The organism is Streptomyces melanosporofaciens (assembly GCF_900105695.1).
Lineage (GTDB): Bacteria > Actinomycetota > Actinomycetes > Streptomycetales > Streptomycetaceae > Streptomyces > Streptomyces antimycoticus.
On record NZ_FNST01000002.1, the window covers coordinates 5,023,873 to 5,045,211 of the forward strand.

14 protein-coding genes and 2 pseudogenes are annotated in these 21,339 nt (G+C 70.2%); 7 read left to right on the forward strand and 9 right to left on the reverse strand.

Annotated features, from left to right (window positions below):
• Positions 1-55: 55 nt before the first annotated feature.
• Together pruA and BLV72_RS51100 are read left to right on the forward strand one after the other, a co-directional pair.
• On the forward strand, positions 56-1,687 hold the full coding sequence (pruA, locus tag BLV72_RS24610) for an L-glutamate gamma-semialdehyde dehydrogenase (protein ID WP_093464895.1): 1,632 nt from the start codon (positions 56-58) through the stop codon (positions 1,685-1,687).
• A 541-nt stretch (positions 1,688-2,228) separates the two neighbouring features.
• The gene (locus tag BLV72_RS51100; RefSeq protein WP_086706647.1) at positions 2,229-2,351 is read left to right on the forward strand and encodes a hypothetical protein; all 123 of its coding nucleotides are present in this window, start codon (positions 2,229-2,231) and stop codon (positions 2,349-2,351) included.
• Here the strand turns inward: BLV72_RS51100 and BLV72_RS24620 are convergent.
• Positions 2,345-3,928, reverse strand: coding sequence for a purple acid phosphatase family protein (locus BLV72_RS24620; protein ID WP_093464897.1), 1,584 nt, complete (start codon positions 3,926-3,928; stop codon positions 2,345-2,347). The genes BLV72_RS51100 and BLV72_RS24620 overlap by 7 nt on opposite strands.
• 128 nt (positions 3,929-4,056) lie before the next feature.
• Between BLV72_RS24620 and BLV72_RS24625 the strand changes: the two genes are divergently transcribed.
• The 5 genes from BLV72_RS24625 (at position 4,057) to BLV72_RS24645 (ending at position 10,544) form a co-directional block, all read left to right on the forward strand.
• Entirely contained in the window at positions 4,057-5,100 is a 1,044-nt protein-coding gene (locus tag BLV72_RS24625; protein WP_093464898.1) for a 3-isopropylmalate dehydrogenase, read from the forward strand.
• 201 nt (positions 5,101-5,301) lie between these two features.
• Complete coding sequence (locus BLV72_RS24630) at positions 5,302-6,387, forward strand: branched-chain amino acid aminotransferase (protein ID WP_093464900.1); 1,086 nt, start codon at positions 5,302-5,304, stop codon at positions 6,385-6,387.
• A 346-nt stretch (positions 6,388-6,733) separates the two neighbouring features.
• A complete protein-coding gene (gene cimA, locus BLV72_RS24635; protein WP_093464901.1) occupies positions 6,734-8,332 on the forward strand; it encodes a citramalate synthase in 1,599 nt (532 codons plus the stop codon).
• Positions 8,333-8,664: 332 nt separating this feature from the next.
• The gene (locus BLV72_RS24640) at positions 8,665-10,248 is read left to right on the forward strand and encodes an acyl-CoA carboxylase subunit beta (RefSeq protein WP_059144154.1); all 1,584 of its coding nucleotides are present in this window, start codon (positions 8,665-8,667) and stop codon (positions 10,246-10,248) included.
• A gap of 56 nt (positions 10,249-10,304) precedes the next feature.
• The gene (locus BLV72_RS24645) at positions 10,305-10,544 is read left to right on the forward strand and encodes an acyl-CoA carboxylase subunit epsilon (RefSeq protein WP_093464903.1); all 240 of its coding nucleotides are present in this window, start codon (positions 10,305-10,307) and stop codon (positions 10,542-10,544) included.
• A gap of 171 nt (positions 10,545-10,715) precedes the next feature.
• Here BLV72_RS24645 and BLV72_RS24650 read toward each other — a convergent pair whose 3' ends face one another.
• From BLV72_RS24650 to BLV72_RS24685, 8 genes and pseudogenes are all read right to left on the reverse strand, one after another.
• Positions 10,716-11,294 (reverse strand): GTP-binding protein, encoded by a 579-nt coding sequence (locus BLV72_RS24650; protein ID WP_078610434.1) that lies wholly within the window; start codon positions 11,292-11,294, stop codon positions 10,716-10,718.
• On the reverse strand, positions 11,275-11,937 hold the full coding sequence (locus tag BLV72_RS24655) for a DUF742 domain-containing protein (protein WP_093464904.1): 663 nt from the start codon (positions 11,935-11,937) through the stop codon (positions 11,275-11,277). The genes BLV72_RS24650 and BLV72_RS24655 overlap by 20 nt, the downstream gene beginning before the upstream one ends.
• A gap of 82 nt (positions 11,938-12,019) precedes the next feature.
• Complete coding sequence (locus BLV72_RS24660) at positions 12,020-12,433, reverse strand: roadblock/LC7 domain-containing protein (protein ID WP_020868201.1); 414 nt, start codon at positions 12,431-12,433, stop codon at positions 12,020-12,022.
• A gap of 10 nt (positions 12,434-12,443) precedes the next feature.
• On the reverse strand, positions 12,444-15,476 hold the full coding sequence (locus tag BLV72_RS24665; protein ID WP_093464906.1) for a sensor histidine kinase: 3,033 nt from the start codon (positions 15,474-15,476) through the stop codon (positions 12,444-12,446).
• Positions 15,477-15,809: 333 nt separating this feature from the next.
• The gene (locus BLV72_RS24670; RefSeq protein ID WP_078643928.1) at positions 15,810-16,394 is read right to left on the reverse strand and encodes a GTP-binding protein; all 585 of its coding nucleotides are present in this window, start codon (positions 16,392-16,394) and stop codon (positions 15,810-15,812) included.
• Positions 16,375-16,784, reverse strand: a pseudogene (locus BLV72_RS24675) (DUF742 domain-containing protein). Before BLV72_RS24675 ends, BLV72_RS24670 begins: the two are co-directional and overlap by 20 nt.
• 101 nt (positions 16,785-16,885) lie before the next feature.
• Positions 16,886-17,299, reverse strand: coding sequence for a roadblock/LC7 domain-containing protein (locus BLV72_RS24680; protein WP_093464907.1), 414 nt, complete (start codon positions 17,297-17,299; stop codon positions 16,886-16,888).
• A 9-nt stretch (positions 17,300-17,308) separates the two neighbouring features.
• Positions 17,309-21,231, reverse strand: a pseudogene (locus tag BLV72_RS24685) (sensor histidine kinase).
• Positions 21,232-21,339: the final 108 nt, after the last annotated feature.

A 21,339-nucleotide genomic window follows, 5' to 3' on the forward strand; every position in this document is an offset into this window, starting at 1 on the left:
CGCTCTCGGCATCGCAGACCTCGCAACCCGACGATCGAAGGAGACAACGGCCATCATGGACGCCGTCACCCAGGTCCCCGTGCCGGTGAACGAGCCGGTGCACACCTACGCGCCCGGCACCCCGGAGCGTGCCCGCCTCGAGACCAAGCTCAAGGAGCTCGGCGAGAACCCCATCGACCTGCCGATGACCATCGGCGGCGTGAAGCGGATGGGAGCGGGGGCGCGCTTCGACGTCGTCCAGCCGCATAAGCACTCCGCCCGCCTGGGCACCTACGCCAACGCCACTCAAGCGGACGCGCAGGACGCGATCGACGCCGCCCTGGCCGCGGCCCCGGCGTGGCGCGCGCTCAGCTTCGACGACCGTGCCGCGGTCATCCTCAAGGCCGCCGACCTGCTCTCCGGCCCCTGGCGGGAGACGCTCGCGGCCTCCACCATGCTGGGCCAGTCGAAGACCGCGCAGCAGGCCGAGATCGACACTCCCTGTGAGCTGATCGACTTCTGGCGGTTCAACGTCCACTTCGCTCGCCAGATCCTGGCCGAGCAGCCGGTGACCAACTCGCCCGGCGTCTGGAACCGCAGCGACCACCGGCCGCTGGAGGGGTTCGTCTACGCGATCACCCCCTTCAACTTCTCCGCCATCGCGGGCAACCTCCCCACCGCCCCCGCCCTGATGGGCAATGTGGTGGTCTGGAAGCCGTCCCCGACCCAGACGCACGCCGCCGTGCTGCTGATGGAGGTTCTGGAGGAGGCCGGGCTGCCCAAGGGCGTGATCAACCTGGTCACGGGCGACGGCAAGGACGTCTCCGAGGTGGCCCTGGCCCACCCGGACCTCGCGGGCATCCACTTCACCGGTTCGACCAAGACCTTCCAGTACCTGTGGAAGACGGTCGGCAACAACATCGAGAACTACAAGACGTATCCGCGGCTGGTCGGTGAGACCGGCGGCAAGGACTTCATCGTCGCCCACCCGTCCGCCGACCCGGCGGTGCTCAAGACGGCGATGACCCGTGGCGCCTTCGAGTTCCAGGGCCAGAAGTGCTCCGCGGCCTCCCGTGCCTATGTCCCGCGCTCGCTGTGGGAGAACGGCCTCAAGGAGGAGTTCGCCACCGAGGTCAACGGGCTGACCATGGGCGATGTCACCGACCTCGGCAACTTCATGGGCGCGGTCATCGACGAGCGCGCCTTCGCCAAGAACAAGGCCGCGATCGACCGGGCGAAGTCCGACCCGACGGTCGAGGTCGTCGCGGGCGGCAGCTACGACGACGGCGAGGGCTGGTTCGTCCGCCCGACCGTGCTGGCCTCCACCGACCCGGAGAACGAGATCTTCAAGGACGAGTACTTCGGCCCCATCCTCGGGGTCTTCGTCTACGAGGACGATCAGTACGACGCGATGCTCCAGCAGATGGAGTCGGCCGCCCCCTACGGGCTGACCGGCGCCGTCATCGCCCAGGACCGCGCGGCGGCCGCCGCCACCTGCGAGGCGCTGCGCTTCGCGGCCGGCAACTTCTACATCAACGACAAGCCGACCGGTGCCGTCGTCGGCCAGCAGCCCTTCGGTGGTGGCCGCGCGTCCGGCACCAACGACAAGGCGGGCGCCAAGCAGAACCTGATGCGCTGGACCTCCACCCGCTCGATCAAGGAGACCCTGGTCCCGCCGACCGACTACCGCTACCCGCACATGGGCTGACCGCCCGAGCGGACGGGCCGAGCCCGCCCGCCCCGTGACCCCGCCCCCGGACCGCTTCAGTGCGGTTCGGGGGCGGCGTGCGCTCCGGGGCGCGGAGGGGGAAATCTGTGGACGCCCGACGCGCGGCGGTGCTAGCGTCAAGCAGTCAAGTAGGCACTATTTACCGCAGTTTACGTGGGTAACCAGGCGCGGGATCGCCCGCGACGACCTGCGATCGGCCGCCGTGGTCGAGGTCGGACGGGGGTCGGCCTCGACTATCGGCACGGTGCGGAGACTTGATCACCCTGGGTCAGTGGCCGATGTCACCCTGTTCGCGTCTCAGATAGTAGGACGTCCGACTAATTGTGCAGACACTGACGCTCCGCTGCCCTACTTTTGTGGAAGCCGAACGTCTCGCTGCATCCAGCGATGGCGGCCGTGGCCCGTGCACAGGCGCAGGTGACCCCTGCCGCACCCAGGCCCCCGCCCCTTCCGGCAGCCACCTTCTCGGGGAGTTTTCCTTCCTCCCGGTCCACCGGGGTTCAGCAGAGGAGATGTGATCATGGCCGAGACGACTGTCCGCAGGATCCGCCGCAAGACCGACGACACCGACCGCAAGAAGGCCGCCGCCGCACTGCAGCGCGCCCTCGACCGCCGTGACAACGGCGGCTCCACCGGTCACTGACGCCGGGGCCGGGTGACCTCGAAGCGGTCCACCCGCTCGCCCGACTCCGCCAGGGCCGTGACCGTGAGCCTGGGGCGGGGGCCCGGCTCCACCTCCACGGCGAGGAAGGAGAAGCCGGTGTAGCGGACCCGGGACCAGTCGGCACTGTCACGGTTCTTCTCCCCGTCCTTCGTCCAGTGGTAGGTCTTCACCTCGTCGAGGTCCTTGATGTGCCCCTCGTAGCTGTCGGGCACCGGGAACTCGTAGAGCTTCGCGCCCGCCCCGCCCGCCGTCACATAGACGATCCCGTCGCGCACCGCGTCGGCGCTTCCCTCGATGGGGACCCGGCGGGCGACCTTGCCGCCCCGGATCGCGTCGGTCCGCTCGTAGACGTGGTTGTGGCCGTTGATGACCAGGTCCACCTGGTGCTTCTCGAGCAGCGGCACCCAGCTGTCGCGCACCCCGCCGTCCGAGGCGTGGGCGCTGGTCGTGGAGTAGGCGCAGTGGTGGAAGAAGACCACCAGGAAGTCGATGCCGGGCCGCTTGCGCAGCTGCCCCAGGCGCCGGTCCAGCCAGCGGGTCTGCGCCCCGTCGGTGTACCCCTTGTTGGGGCTGATCTCGTACGAGACGTCATTGGCGTCCAGGGCGACCACGCCCACGTTCCCGTAGACGAACGAATAGACACCGGGCGCCTTGCGCGGGTCCGGGCCGTTGTCCGGCAGGGACCAGCGGGCGAGCTGGCCGCCGTAGCCGTCGGGGGAGTACCACGCCTCCATGTCGTGGTTGCCGGTCGTCACCATCCACGGCACGCTCGCCGCGACCGAGTCGGTCTGGGCGAGGAAGGAGTCCCAGACCCGGGCGTCGTACAGGTCGGTCTTCTTCCCGTGGCCGGTGGTGTCCGCGTAGCACAGGTCCCCGGCGTGCAGATGGAACGACGGGTTCTGGCCAAGGATGAGCTGATCGTTGGCGAGCGCGTCATAGCTCACCCCCTGGTCGCCGAAGGCGGTGAAGACGAACGTCCCCGGCCGCTCCGGCGCGGTGCGGAAGGTGCCCACGGACGAGAAGTGCCGCGGCTCGGCCGGGTCGCGGTCCGCGTGACCGACCCCGTAGTAATAGGTCGTCCCGGGGCGCAGATCGTCCACCGCGGCATGCAGATAGAACTGGTCGACCGCGGGCAGCTTGTCGCTCAGCGACGGGGTGTGCAGATGGCGGATCTCGGCCTCGACCGTGCGCGTGAGCTCCAGCGGGCTCGTGCCGATCCGCGCATACGGCTTGCGCACGGCGAACGGCACCTGCCAGGAGATCCGCATCTGGGTCCGCGGATCGGCGCCGAAGGCCAGATGGCGGCCGAACGGGGCGACCCGCGCGCCGTCCACCGTGGCGGTCACCTGCTTCGGGCTCGCGACGGGGGCGGGCTTGGTGTCGGCGGCGCACGCCGCTCCACCCAGCAGCCCCGCGCCCGCGACCGTCCCCGCCGTGGCGGCGCCCCCGCGCAGCACCCGGCGCCGGGAGAGCCGGGCCCGCAGATACTCGTGCTGCTCCGCCATGGTCATCCGCTGGGCGAGCCGCTCGGGAACGCCGAACCGTGGTGTGTCCATGGACCGGAATGTCCCCCGGGCGGTCAACAGCGCACCATACAGGGGGTGAACGGGTGATTGCCGCTGGGCGGATGTCCGAATGCTGGAACAGCTATGTCAATGCATGGGACGAGCGGTAGGGTCCCGGTATGTCTCGCAGCATTCGCCTCGCAGTGATCCCCGGTGACGGTATCGGCCAGGAAGTCGTGGCCCAGGGCCTGAAGGTGCTCTCCGCGGCCCTTCCGCAGGACGTCAAGCTGGAGACCCAGAGTTACGACCTCGGTGCCCAGCACTGGCACGCCACCGGCGAGACCCTGCCGGACGCGGACCTGGAGTCGCTGAAGAACCACGACGCGATCCTGCTCGGCGCCATCGGCGACCCGTCGGTGCCCTCGGGCGTGCTCGAGCGCGGGCTGCTGCTCAAGCTGCGCTTCGCCTTCGACCACTACGTCAACCTGCGTCCGTCGAAGCTCTTCCCGAACACCCCGACCCCGCTGGCCGGCCGCCCCGACATCGACTTCGTGGTCGTCCGCGAGGGCACCGAGGGCCCGTATGTGGGCAACGGAGGCTCGATGCGCACCGGCACCCCGGCCGAGGTCGCCACCGAGGTCAGCCTCAACACCGCCTACGGTGTCGAGCGCGTGGTCCGGGACGCCTACGAGCGCGCCCATGCCCGGCCGCGCAAGAAGCTGACCCTCGTGCACAAGAACAACGTCCTGGTGCACGCCGGCCACCTGTGGAAGAACATCTTCGACCGGGTCGGCCAGGAGTACCCCGAGGTCACCACCGACTATCTGCATGTCGACGCCGCGACGATCTTCTTCGTCACCCAGCCGGAGCGGTTCGACGTGATTGTCACCGACAACCTTTTCGGTGACATCCTCACCGACCTCGCCGCCGCCGTCACCGGCGGCATCGGACTCGCCGCGAGCGGCAACATCAACCCCTCCGGCGCCTTCCCGTCGATGTTCGAGCCGGTCCACGGCTCCGCGCCGGACATCGCGGGCACCGGCAAGGCCGACCCGACGGCGACCGTCCTGTCGGTGGCCCTGCTCCTGTCGCACCTCGGCTACGGGGACGAGGCGGCCCGTATCGAGGCCGCCGTCGCCGAGGACCTCGCCGGGCGGGACGCGGCCGCGCCGCGCACCACCGACGAGATCGGCGACGCGCTCGCCGCCCGAGTATCCGGCTGACCCCAGCCTGTGCCACCGCGCGGCTGGGTGCGACCATCGACCTGGGCCGCGCGTTGCACAACGCTCCTTCCACGGCCCCACCTAGGAGATAATCCCCGGTGGGGCCGTTGTGTGAAGAAGAGCTTGGACGTCCTAGTACCGATCACGGGCAGGATGGTGCGAGCGCGGTCCGCCACAACCGAAGGTGAAGGACTACCTGCCATGACGACGCCCACGATCGAGCTCAAGCCCTCGTCCCACCCCCTCCCCGCCGCCGAGCGGGAGAAGATCCTGGCCAACCCCGGATTCGGCCGCCACTTCACCGATCACATGGTGACCATCAAGTGGACCGAGGGCCGCGGCTGGCACGAGGCCCAGCTCGTGCCGTACGCCCCGCTCTCGATCGATCCGGCGAACATGACGCTGCACTACGCCCAGACCATCTTCGAGGGGCTCAAGGCGTACCGCCGCCCCGACGGGTCCGTGGCGACGTTCCGTCCCGAGCAGAACGCCGAGCGGTTCCAGGCGTCCGCGCGCCGCATCGCCATGCCCGAGCTCCCCGTCCAGACCTTCATCGAGGCCTGTGACGCGCTGGTCACCCAGGACAAGGAGTGGGTGCCGGGCCACGGAGAGCAGTCCCTCTACCTGCGGCCCTTCATGTTCGCCACCGAGGTCGGGCTGGGTGTCCGGCCCTCGAACGAGTACCTCTTCGTGGTGATCGCCTCCCCGGCCGGGGCCTACTTCCCCGGCGGGGTGCAGCCGGTCTCGGTCTGGCTCTCGGAGGAGTACGTCCGCGCCGCGCCCGGCGGCACCGGCGCGGCCAAGGCGGGCGGCAACTACGCGGCCTCCCTGGTCGCCCAGGCCCAGGCCGCCGAGCAGGGCTGTGACCAGGTGGTCTGGCTGGACGCGATCGAGCGCCGCTGGATCGAGGAGATGGGCGGGATGAACCTGTACTTCGTGTACGGGAACCGCATCGTGACCCCCGAGCTGTCCGGTTCGCTGCTGCCGGGGATCACCCGTGCCTCGCTGCTGCGGATCGCCGCCGACCTCGGCTACGAGGTCACCGAGGGCCGGATCTCCGTCGACGACTGGCGCCAGGGCAACGCCGACGGGACCCTCACCGAGGTCTTCGCCTGCGGTACGGCGGCCGTGATCACCCCGGTCGGCTCGGTCAAGTCCGCCCGGGCGAACTGGACGGTGGCCGACGGTGAGCCGGGCGAGGTGACGATGCGGCTGCGCAAGGCGCTGCTGGACATCCAGACCGGCGTCGCCCCGGACCCGCATGGCTGGATGCACCCCCTGGGCTGATCACGGGTGTCACCTCTGGGCTGATCGTGAGTGTCACCCCGTTGACACCGATGGTTCGCATGATGAGACGGATGAGAGCGCGGGGGCGGAATGTGCCAGACTGCCTCCGTGCTCTCGTTCGTCATGATTATTGGCAGCAGGCGCGCCGGTCCGCAGTGACCGCCCGTACGACCCGGTACGGGGCGGCCACCGTGCCCCAGACCCGCGCGCAGACCTCTCGCACCCGCGAGGGGTCTTTTCGTTTTCCGGACCATCCCGCCGGACGCGAAGCGTGAGGGACCATAGGAGGGCGCGGAACCGGATATTCCGGTAGACCGAGATTTATCCGACAGGAGCCAGACCAACCATGAAGGATCTGCCCGACGACGGTTTCCATGTCTTCGACACCACCCTGCGCGACGGAGCGCAGCGCGAGGGCATCAACCTGACGGTCGCGGACAAGCTGACCATCGCCCGTCACCTGGACGACTTCGGCGTGGGCTTCATCGAGGGCGGCTGGCCCGGCGCCAACCCGCGCGACACGGAGTTCTTCGCCCGGGCCCGCGCCGAGATCGACTTCCAGCACGCCCAGCTCGTGGCGTTCGGCGCCACCCGCAAGGCGGGGGCACGCGCCGAGGACGACCGCCAGGTCAAGGCGCTGCTGGAGTCCGGGGCGCCGGTGATCACCCTGGTGGCGAAGTCCCACGACCGCCATGTGGAGCTGGCCCTGCGCACCACGCTCGAGGAGAACCTCGCGATGGTCCGCGACACCGTCGCCTACCTGCGGTCCCAGGGCCGCCGGGTCTTCCTCGACTGTGAGCACTTCTTCGACGGCTACCGCGCCAACGCGGACTACGCCAAGCAGGTCGTCTCCGCCGCCCACGAGGCGGGCGCCGAGGTGGTGATCCTCTGCGACACCAACGGCGGCATGCTCCCCGGCCAGATCGAGGCGGTGGTCCGCACCGTACGGGCCGACACCGGCGCCCGGCTGGGCATCCACGCCCAGGACGACACCGGCTGCGCGGTCGCCAACACCCTCGCCGCCGTGGACGCGGGCGCCACCCACGTCCAGTGCACGGCCAACGGCTACGGCGAGCGGGTGGGCAACGCCAACCTCTTCCCGGTCGTCGCGGCCCTCGAGCTCAAGTACGGCCGCCGGGTGCTGCCGGAGGGCGCCCTGGAGGAGATGACCCGGATCTCGCACGCGATCGCCGAGGTCGTCAATCTGACGCCCTCCACTCACCAGCCCTATGTGGGCGTTTCCGCCTTCGCCCACAAGGCCGGACTGCACGCCTCCGCGATCAAGGTCGACCCGGATCTGTACCAGCACATCGACCCCGAGCGGGTCGGCAACACCATGCGGATGCTCGTCTCCGACATGGCCGGCCGGGCCTCCATCGAGCTCAAGGGCAAGGAGCTGGGCATCGACCTCGGTGACGACCGCGCCCTTGTGGGCCGGATCGTCGAGCGGGTCAAGGAGCGCGAGCTCGCGGGCTACACCTACGAGGCCGCCGACGCCTCCTTCGAGCTGCTGCTGCGCCAGGAGGTCGACGGCCGTCCCCGCCGCTACTTCCGGGTCGAGTCCTGGCGGGCGATCGTCGAGGACCGCCCGGACGGCACCCACGCCAACGAGGCCACCGTGAAGCTGTGGGCCAAGGGCGAGCGCATCGTCGCCACGGCGGAGGGCAACGGCCCGGTCAACGCCCTGGACCGGGCGCTGCGGGTGGGGCTGGAGCGGATCTACCCGCAGCTCGCGACGATGGAGCTGGTGGACTACAAGGTCCGCATCCTGGAAGGCAAGCACGGCACCGAGTCCACGACCCGGGTGCTGGTCTCCACCGCGGACGGCCAGGGGGAGTGGTCGACGGTCGGCGTCGGGGAGAACGTGATCGCCGCGTCCTGGCAGGCCCTGGACGACGCCTACGCCTACGGGCTGCTGCGGGCCGGGGTGGACCCGCAGGAGTGACCTGGGCCTCACGGCCCCGCGGGCCCGGTGCGCGTGGCGCCGGCCGCCGCCGGAGTAGGGTACGGGGAGCGGAGCGCGGCCGACGTGCTCCGTTCCCCGATCCGGCCGCGGCGCCGCTCCAGCGGACGCCGCCCATCCGGGTGGTCGAGCCCGCCCCTCGCACGGTCGCCGCCTGGAGGTTTGTCGGATGCCGACAGGGTCGATAGTCCTTTAGGACACCAGGTAGTGGGAAAGCCGCTGTCCAGTTCTGTTCCGCCTGCCCACCAAAACGCCCCTGACGTTGTAGGGAATTGACATGCGTTTCCGGGGGTCCGGGAACGTACCGTCATTGCATGACCAATCTCGAAGGTGCGCCTGCTGAGGCGAGTGACGTTCGCGGGCGCGTCGCCGAGCTGCACGCGATTCGCGAGCAGGCTCGGCGCGGCCCGAGCGAGCGGGCGACCGAGGCCCAGAAGGCCAAGGGGAAGCTGACGGCTCGCGAGCGGATCGATCTGCTGCTTGACGAGGGGTCCTTCAACGAAGTGGAGCCGCTGCGGCGGCATCGTGCGACCGGGTTCGGCCTGGAGGCGAAGAAGCCTTACACCGACGGGGTCGTCACCGGCTGGGGGACCGTCCACGGACGGACGGTGTTCGTCTACGCACACGACTTCCGGATCTTCGGCGGGGCGCTGGGGGAGGCCCACGCGACCAAGATCCACAAGATCATGGACATGGCCATCTCGGCCGGGGCACCGCTGGTGTCCCTCAACGACGGCGCCGGTGCCCGTATCCAGGAGGGCGTCTCGGCGCTCGCCGGATACGGCGGCATCTTCCAGCGGAACACCAAGGCGTCCGGCGTCATCCCCCAGATCAGCGTGATGCTCGGCCCGTGCGCGGGCGGGGCGGCGTACTCCCCGGCGCTGACGGACTTCGTCTTCATGGTCCGGGAGACCTCTCAGATGTTCATCACCGGACCCGATGTGGTCCAGGCGGTGACCGGCGAGAAGGTCAGCCAGAACGGACTGGGCGGCGCGGATGTGCACGCCGAGACCTCGGGTGTGTGCCACTTCGCCTACGACGACGAGGAGACGTGCCTGGAAGAGGTGCGCTACCTCCTGTCGCTGCTGCCGCAGAACAACCGGGAGAACCCGCCGACCGTCGAGTCCGACGACCCGGCCTCCCGGCGCGGAGACTCGCTGCTGGACCTCGTCCCGGCCGACGGCAACCGGCCGTACGACATGCGCAAGGTCATCGAGGAGATCGTCGACGACGGCGAGTACCTCGAGGTCCACGAGCGCTGGGCGACCAACATCATCTGTGCGATGACCCGGCTCGACGGCCAGGTCGTCGGCATCATCGCCAACCAGCCGCAGTCGCTGGCCGGCGTGCTGGACATCGAGGCGTCGGAGAAGTCCGCGCGCTTCATCCAGATGTGCGACGCCTTCAACATCCCGCTGGTCACCTTCCTCGACGTGCCCGGCTTCCTGCCCGGTGTGGACCAGGAGCACGGCGGGATCATCCGGCACGGCGCCAAGATGCTGTACGCGTACTGCAACGCCACCGTGCCGCGGATCTCCGTCATCCTGCGCAAGGCGTACGGCGGTGCGTACATCGTCATGGACTCCCAGTCCATCGGTGCCGACCTGACCTACGCCTGGCCCACCAACGAGATCGCGGTGATGGGCGCCGAGGGCGCCGCCAACGTGATCTTCCGCCGTCAGATCGCCGACGCCGACGACCCCGAGGCCATGCGCGCCCGCATGGTCAAGGAGTACAAGTCCGAGCTGATGCACCCGTACTACGCGGCCGAGCGGGGGCTGGTCGACGATGTGATCGACCCGGCCGAAACCCGTGAGGTCCTGATCCGGTCGCTGGCGATGCTGCGCGACAAGCACGCCGACCTGCCGTCCCGTAAGCACGGCAACCCGCCGCAGTAGCCTCTGAGTTCGTGTCCTCGCGCGAAACCCGCGCGACAAGGGAGAAGAGACAAACCGTGAGCACACCGAGCGATATCGCCGATCCCGCCGCCGCGGCGGCGGCCACCCTGGTCCGGGTCGAGAAGGGCCACGCCGACGCCGAGGAGCTCGCCGCGGTCACCGCGGTGCTGCTCGCCCGCGCGGCCGCCGGCACCTACCGCACCGCCGACTCCACCCGCCCGGGCCGCAGCGCCGCCCGCTGGCGCCGTCTCGAGCGCCGCCCGGCGTTCAGCGCGCCGCACAGCTGGCAGGGCTGAGCGCGAGCGGCCCCGCCGCCTCCGGACGGCCGCACACCGCCCGGAGGCCGCCGGCCCCGCGCCGAGCGTCCTGAACGCACCGGACGCCCTGAACGGCCCCGGACCGGGAACGCACAAATCCCCTGTTCTCCTCGGAGAGCAGGGGATTTTGGCTTCTGTCGCCGGTCTCGGCTACCGCAGCCGGGCCATCAACGCGTGCTCGACCAGCGTGATGAGCGCGCTCTTGGCCTCGCTGCGGTGGCGGGCGTCGGTGATGATGATCGGCGCGTCGGGGCCGATCTGCAGGGCCTCGCGGACCTCTTCGGGGGTGTACGGCTGGTGTCCGTCGAAGCCGTTGAGGGCGATGACGAAGGGCAGTCCGGAGTTCTCGAAGTAGTCGACCGCGGGGAAACAGTCGGCGAGGCGGCGGGTGTCCACCAGGACGACCGCGCCGATGGCACCGCGGACCAGGTCGTCCCACATGAACCAGAAGCGGTCCTGACCGGGCGTGCCGAACAGGTACAGGATCAGGTCCTGGTCCAGCGTGATGCGGCCGAAGTCCATCGCCACCGTGGTGGTGGTCTTGTCCGGTGCGTGGGTCAAGTCGTCGATCCCCGCCGAGGCGGAGGTCATCACGGCTTCGGTGCGCAGCGGGTTGATCTCCGAGACCGCGCCGACGAACGTGGTCTTGCCCACGCCGAAGCCGCCCGCCACCACGATTTTCGCGGAGGTGGTGGAGCGGGCTGCACCGCTAGAGCTTGCGAAGTCCACTGAGCACCCTTTCGAGCAGTGTCACGTCAGGCTGACCGCCGGCGGACTCGTCGCCGCCCGGCTGATGAATGGCGACGAGCCCCGCCTCGGCCAGGTCGGCTACGAGGATCCGGGACACGCCGAGGGGAATGGCGAGCAGTGCGGAGATCTCGGCGACCGACTTGATCTCGCGGCACAGATGGCAGATCCGCTGGTGCTCGGGCAGTTGGCCCTGGAGCTGAGCGGGGTCGGCCGTGGTGTGCACCAGCGCCTCGATGGCGAGCTGGTACCGGGGCCGGGTCCGGCCCCCAGTCATGGCGTACGGGCGCACCAGAGGGTTATGAGTGCCGCCCGCGGGGGAGGAAGGTTCCGGAGCGGGGCGCTCAGGCGGCTGTACGGGCTCGATACGCGGCGCGGAGGGCGCGTCGTACCAAGACCCCTCCTGCGGCGCCGGAGGCGCGTAGGAGGGCGTGTACGGCTGTTGCTGAGGCCGCTGCGGCTGCCGCCGCGGGGGCTGCTGCTCCTGCTGCGGCTCCGGCTGCTGTGGAGAGCGGGCCTGACGGCTGGGCGCGGAGGGGAAGTTGTAGCGCTTCCTCGGGGTCTCTCCGCGCGGCTCGGACGGCTGCCCGTGGGCATACGGATATCCGCTAGGGGGCGTTGCCACGTGTCCTCCTCCAACTCGCCTGTCTTGCCGGTCGCGCCACCGCACCCTATGGCGCGGTGGCGCGAAACGCACTCCATGTTTGCTAGTTGAGAAGACTGCCCTGCAATTCCGCGCGGAGATCCGGGGTGAGGACGTTGCCCGCGCGATCGACCAGCAGGGCCATCTCGTAGCCGACGAGGCCGATGTCGCACTCGGGGTGAGCGAGCACGGCGAGGGAGGATCCGTCGGAGATCGACATGATGAAGAGGAAGCCTCGTTCCATTTCGACGACGGTCTGATTGACCACGCCGCCTTCGAAGATGCGCGAGGCTCCGGATGTGAGCGAGGTCAGGCCGGAGGCCACCGCCGCCAGTTGATCGGCTCGGTCACGGGGGAAGCCTTCGGACATCGCCAGAAGGAGTCCGTCGGCGGAGACCACCACGGTGTGGGACACCCCGGGGGTGTTGTCCACGAAGTTGGTGATCAACCAGTTCAGGTTCTGCGCCGCCTGGCTCATCGGGCTCACACTAACGCTCCTGATCGTAGGTGCTGCCGGGGCCGAAGCCCTGTTGGTCATGCTGGTCACGCCCGGGGGTCCCGGATCCCGCGCTGCGCCCCCGCTGGACGCCGCGGCGCAGGTTGCTCAGCCTGCCGCGGATGTCCTCCGGGGCGCGGGAGACCTGGGGGCCGCCCTGTCCGGTCGGCTCCGCGGAGCCCTCGACCAGATTGGCCTTGGGCACCCGGCGGGGCAGGCCGGACGTTGTGACCCCACCGGCCTTCGGGTCGCGCAGCCGCTCGGCACGGTGCCAGCGCTGGTCGTTCTCCGACTGCCACGGGGCACTGTCCTCCTGCTGCTGGGGTGTCTGCCGGGGTCGCTCCGGCGCCGTCGGCGCCGCCGGGTCCCCGGCCATCCCCTGTGTCCCTGTTTCCTCGGACGGCTGCCACTGCCTGTCACGACGCGGAAGCCCGGCGTCGGTCATCGAGTGGATTCCGCTCGGGGAAGGGCCCGGACGGTGGAACTCTACGCGGTCCCGAGAAACTTCGGGAGCGCTGGGTCCTGATTCCGTTTCGGCCCCGAACTGCGACGCGTAGGGCATCTCGAAAGATCCGGAATCGCCCCACTCTCCCTGTTGAGAGGGGGAGTTGTAGCCGATGTACGGCTGCTGTTCGGGTTCCGTTTGAGTTGCGTAATTCGCTTCCGGTTGCGAATAGCCGGAATTCTGGTAGGCCGACTGCCCCAGCGGATCGGCAGGCGCCTGGCCGGGCCCCGGATCCCGCTCGGACCCGGTGGCCCCCATTCCGCCGTACTGGCCCTGAAACTGGTGATGTCCCTGGTCCCGGTCGTACGCGGAGTCGTCGAAACCCAGCTCGGCGGCGGTGCGCGAGGACAGCTCGCCGACGTCCTCGAAGGCCGGTGCGGGCCGCGGCTCGGGGACGATCCGGGAGACCGTGAAGTCGTCCTGGGGCAGCTCCTCGCCGCCACCGCCGTGGGTGATCGCCTCGGGCAGCATCACCAGCGATGTGGTGCCCGCCTGCTCCCCGGAGGGGCGCAGCTGGACCCGGATGCCGTGCCGGTCGGCGAGGCGGCCGACCACGAAGAGCCCCATGCGCTGGGAGACCGTGGCGTCCACCGTCGGCGGATTGGCCAGCTTGTGGTTGATGTCCGCGAAGTCCTCGGCGGTCAGGCCGATGCCCTTGTCGTGGATCTCCACCACCACCCGGCCGTCGGGCAGCCGGGTCGAGGTGACCCGCACCTTGGTGTGCGGGGAGGAGAAGGTGGTGGCGTTCTCCAGCAGCTCGGCCAGGAGGTGCACCAGGTCGGTCACGGCGGTGCCGTGGATCTCGCTCTCGGAGATGCCGGCCAGCTCGATGCGCTCGTAGGACTCCACCTCCGAGGAGGCGGCGCGCAGCACATCGATCAGCGGCACCGGCTGGTTCCAGCGCCGGCCGGGCTCCTCGCCCGCGAGGATCAGGAGGTTCTCGCCGTTGCGCCGCATACGGGTGGCCAGGTGGTCCAGCCGGAAGAGGTGCTCAAGCTGGTCCGGATCAGCCTCCCGGCTCTCCAGTTCGGAGATCAGGGTGAGCTGCCGCTCGATGAGTCCCTGGTTGCGACTGGAAAGGTTGGTGAAGATCGCGTTGACGCCGCCGCGCAGCATCGCCTGCTCGGCCGCGAGCCGGATCGCCTCACGGTGCACCTGGTCGAAGGCGCGGGCCACCTCGCCGATCTCGTCCCTGGTGTTGATCGGTATCGAGCTGACCCGGGTGTCCACCCGTCCCGGGTCGGTGCGGGAGAGCTGGTCGACCACCGCGGGCAGCCGCTTCTCGGCGACGTCGAAGGCGGCGTTGCGCAGTTGCTGCATGGAATGGCTCATCGAGCGGGCCATCCGGCCGGCCACGAAGAAGGCGGCGAGCAGTGCCAGTACCACGATCGCGCCGTTCACGATCGCATCGCGGCGGGCGTCCGAGGAGATCTGCGCCGCCTCGTCCACGGCTCTGTTCACCAGGGTCTGCTCGACGTCCCGGTACGCGTTGAACTTGATCGTGGAGGCGCTGAACCAAGCGTCCGGGGTGACCCCCTGGGCGGCCAGCGCGGTGGGCGAGGCGCCGCTGCCGATGGCCTTGAGCATCCGGTCCATACCGGGCGGCGCCACGAACTTCTCGCCGTCCGCCTCGGCCTTCCGCTTCGCCTCGGCGATTTGCTCCTGCGCACGCTTCTCGGCAGCGGTGAGGGTGTCCTCGAGCCGGGTCACGTCCTGCGGTGTGCCGGCCGCCTCGAACTCCCCGAGCGCGATGCCCTCGAGATAGACGTACGAGGTGAAGGAGGTGAGCTGGGTCTTGCGGTCGGTCGCCGACGGACCGGGCTTGACCAGCAGATGGGTGCCGATGGAGCGCTGCAGCGACTCCGCGCCCTTGGCCAGGGATACCGCGTAGACGGTACGGCCGTACGACGTGATATTGCCGGTGCCCAGGCCCAGTTCATTGGCGAACTCGATCAGCCCGTGCTCGACGGCGACATAGCCCTCTTCGGTCTTCACACCGTTCAGGCGGTCGGTGTAGGCGTTGCGGCGCAGCGAGGCCAGCTGCGGTTCGGCGGCTCTGAAGGCTTTGAGGCGGCGCTTCATGGTCGGCGTCTGCGGCATATCGGCGACGGCCTTGTCGAAGTCCTTCTTCGCCGCGTCGCTGGTGGCCCGCGCCTTGGTGACCGTGGCCTCGTTGGTGCCGCTGAGCAGCGGGCCCGCGCTCAGGTCGCGCTCGTTGACCAGGGCGTGGGCGTAGGTGGTGGCGGCCCGGACGACCAGGGCGGTGCGCTCGGCGTCCCGCGCCTCGTTCCAGGTGGAGACCGAGGAGGCGACCTGGAAGCCACCGAAGACCAGGGCGACGAGCACGGGGATGAGCAGGATCGCGTACAGCCGGCCGCGCACCCGCCAGTTCCGAGGGGAGATCCGACCACCACTGGGTGGATCCGGTGCCTCGGCGGGCGACGCCGCTGTGCCTGAACGCGGCGGCGGGGTGAAGTTCCCTCGCGCGTCTTGCGCGGGGTCCGGCTTGCTTCGCCTCACTCGACCAACAACCTCTCGGCATCGGCACCATTTGTGCCGTTCCCAGCTGAGCCCTGACTGCCCAGTTCAGCGAATTCCAGCACGCCCCGCAGGTGCTTTCCAAACAGTGCGCAAAGCGCTCAGTACGTTGTCTGGACCAGAGAAAAAAGGGGCGTTATGGCTGAGATATGTCGAATACCGAACTATTTGAGTGCGCAACGGAGCGACGCGACTGCGCTCCGTATCGGGAGCCGGGTCATATCTCTGTCGAAACGTTATGAACGGCGAGCGGGCCGCGTCGTGCGACACGGCCCGTCCTCTGTCCGATATCCGACAACTTCCGGACGGCGTTCCCTACTTGAGACGGGCCATCAGCGCATGCTCGACCAGGGTGATGAGAGCGCTCTTGGCCTCGGTGCGGTGGCGCGCGTCCGTGGTGATGATGGGGGTGTCCGGGCCGATCTGCAGGGCCTCGCGGACCTCTTCGGGGTTGTAGGGCTGCTGGCCCTCGAAGCCGTTGAGGGCGATGACGAAGGGCAGCCCGGAGTTCTCGAAGTAGTCGACGGCGGGGAAGCAGTCGGCGAGCCGGCGGGTGTCGACCAGCACCACGGCGCCGATCGCGCCGCGCACCAGGTCGTCCCACATGAACCAGAAGCGGTCCTGGCCCGGCGTGCCGAACAGGTACAGGATGAGATCGTCGTCGAGCGTGATGCGGCCGAAGTCCATCGCCACGGTCGTCGTGGTCTTGTCCTGGACATGGCTCAGGTCGTCGATTCCCGCCGAAGCGGAGGTCATCACGGCTTCGGTGCGCAGCGGGTTGATCTCCGAGACCGCGCCGACGAACGTGGTCTTGCCCACGCCGAAGCCGCCCGCCACCACGATCTTCGCCGAGGTGGTCGCGCGGGCGGGGGGAGCGCCGCTAGAGCTTGCGAAGTCCACTGAGCACCCTTTCGAGCAGTGTCACATCCGGGGTACCGCCCGCTTCCGAACCGCCCCCGGGCTGGTGGATCGCCACCATGCCGGCCTCTGCCAGGTCCGCCACCAGGATCCGTGCCACACCCAGGGGTATGTTCAGCAGCGCCGAGACCTCGGCGACCGACTTGACCTCCTGGCACAGATGGCAGATCCGCTGGTGCTCGGGAGCAGCCCCTGCAGATGCACGGGGTCGGCCGTGGTGCTGACCAGCGCCTCGATGGCGAGCTGGTAGCGCGGCCGGGTCCGGCCACCGGTCATGGCGTACGGGCGCACCAATGGCTGGTCGCCTTCACCCCCGTACGGCGATTGGTGATAGCCGCCGTACGGGCCGGGCGAGGCGGGGGGCGGGGTCATGGATCCTCCGGTCGGACAACAAGGTGACGGGCGTGCCGTCGGTCGGTGCCGGTGGGGGCCCGGCCGTGGGGCCGGGGGACAGGCGTCGGATGGTCGATGGATCAGTTCAACAGGCTGCCCTGCAGCTCGGCACGCAGGTCGGGGGTGAGCACGTTGCCCGCGCGGTCGACCAGCAGGGCCATCTCGTAGCCGACGAGGCCGATGTCGCACTCGGGGTGTGCGAGCACGGCGAGGGAGGAGCCGTCGGAGATGGACATGATGAAGAGAAAGCCTCGTTCCATTTCGACGACGGTCTGGTTGACCATGCCGCCTTCGAAGATGCGGGAGGCCCCGGCGGTAAGTGAGGTCAGGCCGGAGGCCACCGCCGCCAGTTGATCGGCTCGGTCACGGGGGAAGCCTTCGGACATCGCCAGAAGGAGTCCGTCGGCGGAGACCACGACCGTGTGGGACACCCCCGGGGTGTTGTCCACGAAGTTCGTGATCAACCAGTTCAGATTCTGCGCCGCCTGGCTCATCGGGCTCAACTAACGCTCCTGCTGGTAAGTCGGGCCAATGCCGCGATCATGGTTGTCGTCGAATCCGGTACCGGCCCGGCGACCCTGCTGAATTCCACGGCGGAGGTTGGTCAGCCTGCCGCGTACATCATCGGGCGCGCGGGACACCTGCGGCCCAGCCACGTCGGGCTGCTGCGGCTGGTGTGCGGCACCCTCCACGAGGTTTGCGCGCGGCACCCGCCGTGGCAACCCGGACGACGTGATACCGCCGGCCGCGGGTTCGCGGACCTGCTCGGCGCGGCGCCAGCGCTCGTCGTTGTGGGGCGACGTACGCCAGTGGGAACCCGCGCTCCGGCCGCCCAGTCCGGCCCCGTTGGTGCCGGGGCCCGCCGCGGGGCCCGACCCGGCGAAGTCGCCCATGCCCTGGGCCGCCGGCAGCGGCTCGTGGGCCGAGGGCGGCGGTACGGCGGAGGCGGGCCGGCCGGGGGTGGGCTCGGGGGCGGACGGCGCGGACGGGAACGACCGGCCACCGCCCTGGGAGCCCGACATGCCCGGGTTCTCGGCCTGGTTGAGATGCCAGGACGACTCGATGGTGTCGAAGATCGGGGTACGGCCGTCGCCGGGTCCGGCGGGCGGCAGCGGATCGTTCGGGCGCCCACCGGGCCGGCCCTGGGGACCCTGGGGCAGCGGGTACTCACCGGTGCCGCCCATGTCGGGGCGGGCGTACTCGCCGGTGTCACCCGTGTTCGGGCGCGGGAACTCGCCGGTGTCGCCCGGGCCGCCCATGTTCGGACGCGGGAACTCGCCCGTGTCCCCGGGGCCGCGTCCGCCGCGCGGGGCGGCGTCCTCGAACCGGGGCTGGGCGTACTCACCGGTGTCACCCGGGCCCCGGCCGAGCTCCGGACGGGCGAACTCGCCGGTGTCGCCGGGGCCGCGGCCGTAGTCGGGCCGGTTGAACTGGCCGGTGTCGGCCGGTCCCTGACCGCCCTGCGGTCCAGTGGCCCCGCGGCGCGGCTCGAACAGGTTGGGGCTGTCGCTCAGCTGCGGCAGCTCGCCGGTGTCGCCGGGGCCGCGGTTGCCGAACGGGTCGCGTCGGTCCCCGGAGCCACCGAGGTCCGGACGGGCGAACTGGCCCGTGGAGTCGTACTCCTCATGCCCGCGCGGGGTGTCGATCGCGTCGCGCGGCGTGCCCGGCCAGTCGTCCTCTCCGGCCGCGGCGCGCGCGCCCCAGCTGGTGCCGGGCTGGGACGGGGCCGGAAGCTCGGGCGCGGGGCCGCGGGTGGGCAGCTGCGGACGGCCGCCCTGGTCGCCCCGTCGGCACGGGCCGGGGCGCCGGTCGGCGGAGCGACGGTCGGGCCCTCGTTGCGCTGCGGAAGCGGGGGACGTCCGGAGGGGCCGCCGGGGCCGCCCTGACCACCGGGACCACCCTGGCCGCCGGGGCCACCCTGGCCGCCGGGGCCACCCTGACCACCGGGACCGCCCTGGCCACCGGGGCCCGTGGGGGCGTTGCTCCGGGGGCCCGGAGCCCGTCCGCCCTCGAAGAAGTTGGTGCCGCCGCCCGGGGCGCCGCCCGCGGGGCCCGCACCGGCGCCGACCGGCCGGGTCGGCAGTCCGCTGCCGCCGTTGCCCGGCAGCGCGGCGCGCGAACCCGAGCCCGGGACCTGGCGCCGCGAGGGCGCCGAGCCGAGCAGCCCCGCCGAGCCGTTGCCCTGACCGCCACCGGCGGCCGGTGCACCCTGGCCCGACTTTCCGCCGGCGGCCTGCGGCGCCGGCTTCCGGCCGCCCTGGGCGACATCGACCGGCAGCATGACCAGCGCCGTCGTACCGCCCGAGTCGGACGGCCGGAGCTGGATGCGGATGCCGTGGCGCAGCGACAGCCGGCCGACCACGAACAGACCCATGCGCCGGGACACCGACACATCGACCGTGGGCGGGGAGGCCAGCCGCTCGTTGATCGCCGCCAGGTCCTCGGGCGAGAGCCCGATACCGGTGTCGTGGATCTCGACCAGCACCCGCCCGTCGGGCAGGGCGTGACCGGTGACCTTGACCTTGGTCTGCGGCGAGGAGAAGGACGTGGCGTTCTCCAGCAGCTCGGCGAGCAGGTGGACGAGGTCGTTGACGACCCGGCCGGCCACCTCGGTCGCCGGGACCGAGCTGAGCTCGATGCGCTCGTACTGCTCCACCTCGGAGGCGGCCGCGCGGAGCACGTCCACCAGCGGCACCGGCCGGGTCCACCGGCGGCCGGGCTCCTCGCCCGCGAGGACCAGGAGGTTCTCGCCGTTACGGCGCATACGGGTGGCGAGGTGGTCCAGCTTGAAGAGCGAGGAGAGCTGGTCCGGGTCGGCCTCGCGGCTCTCCAGCTCGGAGATGAGCGAGAGCTGGCGCTGGATGAGGCCCTGGCTGCGGCGCGAGAGGTTGGTGAACATCGCGTTGACGTTGCCCCGCAGCAGCGCCTGCTCGGCGGCGAGCCGGACCGCCTCGCGGTGCACGTCGTCGAAGGCCGCGGCCACCTTTCCGATCTCGTCCCGGCTGTGCACACCGACGGACTCGACGGAGGTGTCCACATCCTGCGGGTCGGACTCGGAGAGCTGCTTGACCAGTTCGGGCAGCCGCTTCTGGGAGACCTCCTGCGCGGTGTCCTGGAGGCGGCGCAGCGAGCGGACCATGGAGCGGGCCACGACGAAGGCGCCGACCAGCGAGACGCCGAGGACCAGCAGGATCAGCGCACCGTTGAGGATCGCGTCCTGCTGGGCGGAGTTGCGGAGCTCACGAGCCTTCTGCTGCATCTCGCTGAGCAGCGTCTCCTCGATCTTGCCCATCTCTTCGATCTTGATACTGTCCTGGTCGTACCAGTCCAGATCGGTGCGCTTCTCGGCCTTCAGCCCCTCGGGGTCGCGCACTGCGCGGTCGGCGTACATGGTCGCCGCCTTGATGTCCGGGCGGCTGTCCAGCGGTTCGAGCAGATCCTCGGAGTTGCCCTGGCGGATCTGCTTGAAGCGGCCGAGCGCCTCGTTCTCCTTGTCGACCGCGGTCCTGGCGAAGCGGCGGTCGTTGGCGGAGAAGTCGGCGCCCTTGGGGTCGGCGAGGGCGGCGCTGATGAGCGCGCGCTGGATGGAGGCGTACTCCTTGGCGGAGGAGAAGGTGGCGAGCGCGCGGGTGTTGTTGATCATCGCGCGGTTGCTGGTCGCCTGCGCCATGTCCTGGGAGAGCAGCAGCAGCGAGTTGATGAGCTCGTTGTAGTTCTGGACCGTCAGCGAGTAGTACTGGCTGTTGTCGTAGGCCGTGTCACGGACCTCGTTGATCTTGCCGAGCTGACGGTCGATGTTGACGAGCGTGGACTGCACACCGGCCAGCGACTGGTCGCCGGGGTCGATCTGGTGGGTGGCCTCGCGGAAGGCCGTGATGGCGCGGTTGGTGTCCTCGCGCGTGGAGACGACCCGGTCGTCCTTGTCGTTGCCCTTGCCCGCCAGCGGGCCGGCCGACTTGTCGCGCTCCTCCTGGAGCGCGCTGGCCAGCTGGGTGGCCTGCTGCGTCATCTTGGTGAGCAGCTTCATCTGGTCGAGCTGCTGGATGTTGTCCAGCGAGCCCTCGATGCGCAGCGCCCCCAGGGTGGTCGCCGCGACCACCGGGAGCGTGAGCAGGGAGACCAGTCGGGTGCTGATGCGCCAGTTGCGCAGGGCCATGCGATTGCCGGGCCCGCTGGGGCCGGAGCTCTTCGGCTTGGCCGGCTGCTCCGCGTCTCCGCCGCCGCTGGGCGCACTGATCCGGGTAGCGCTCTGCGTGCCGGCCTCGGGGCCTTGATCACCCAGAGTCCTGCCGCTGCTCCCCTGGGCGCGCTGGGGCGAGGAGCCGCGGTCGGTCCCGCCACGCGGCTCCGGGTCCGCCGAAGCATCCCCTCGGCCCTGGCGGGCCTGGGGAGCCCCCATACCATCCCTCTTGATACGTCCCTGCACTAGCGTCGCAACCTCTGGACCAGGCGCTCCTCCGGCGGACCGGCGGAGCGGTGTCGAGTCGTGGGGGACCGCGATCCCCCCTGTCGGTCGTGAGTGACCGGCGCGCTT

Bases quoted from the DNA above. Each gene is read 5' to 3' on its own strand.
- pruA (WP_093464895.1), top strand. From the start codon at position 56: ATGGACGCCGTCACCCAGGTCCCCGTGCCGGTGAACGAGCCGGTGCAC.
- BLV72_RS51100 (WP_086706647.1), top strand. From the start codon at position 2,229: ATGGCCGAGACGACTGTCCGCAGGATCCGCCGCAAGACCGACGACACC.
- BLV72_RS24620 (WP_093464897.1), bottom strand. From the start codon at position 3,928: ATGGACACACCACGGTTCGGCGTTCCCGAGCGGCTCGCCCAGCGGATG.
- BLV72_RS24625 (WP_093464898.1), top strand. From the start codon at position 4,057: ATGTCTCGCAGCATTCGCCTCGCAGTGATCCCCGGTGACGGTATCGGC.
- BLV72_RS24630 (WP_093464900.1), top strand. From the start codon at position 5,302: ATGACGACGCCCACGATCGAGCTCAAGCCCTCGTCCCACCCCCTCCCC.
- cimA (WP_093464901.1), top strand. From the start codon at position 6,734: ATGAAGGATCTGCCCGACGACGGTTTCCATGTCTTCGACACCACCCTG.
- BLV72_RS24640 (WP_059144154.1), top strand. From the start codon at position 8,665: ATGACCAATCTCGAAGGTGCGCCTGCTGAGGCGAGTGACGTTCGCGGG.
- BLV72_RS24660 (WP_020868201.1), bottom strand. From the start codon at position 12,433: ATGAGCCAGGCGGCGCAGAACCTGAACTGGTTGATCACCAACTTCGTG.
- BLV72_RS24680 (WP_093464907.1), bottom strand. From the start codon at position 17,299: ATGAGCCAGGCGGCGCAGAATCTGAACTGGTTGATCACGAACTTCGTG.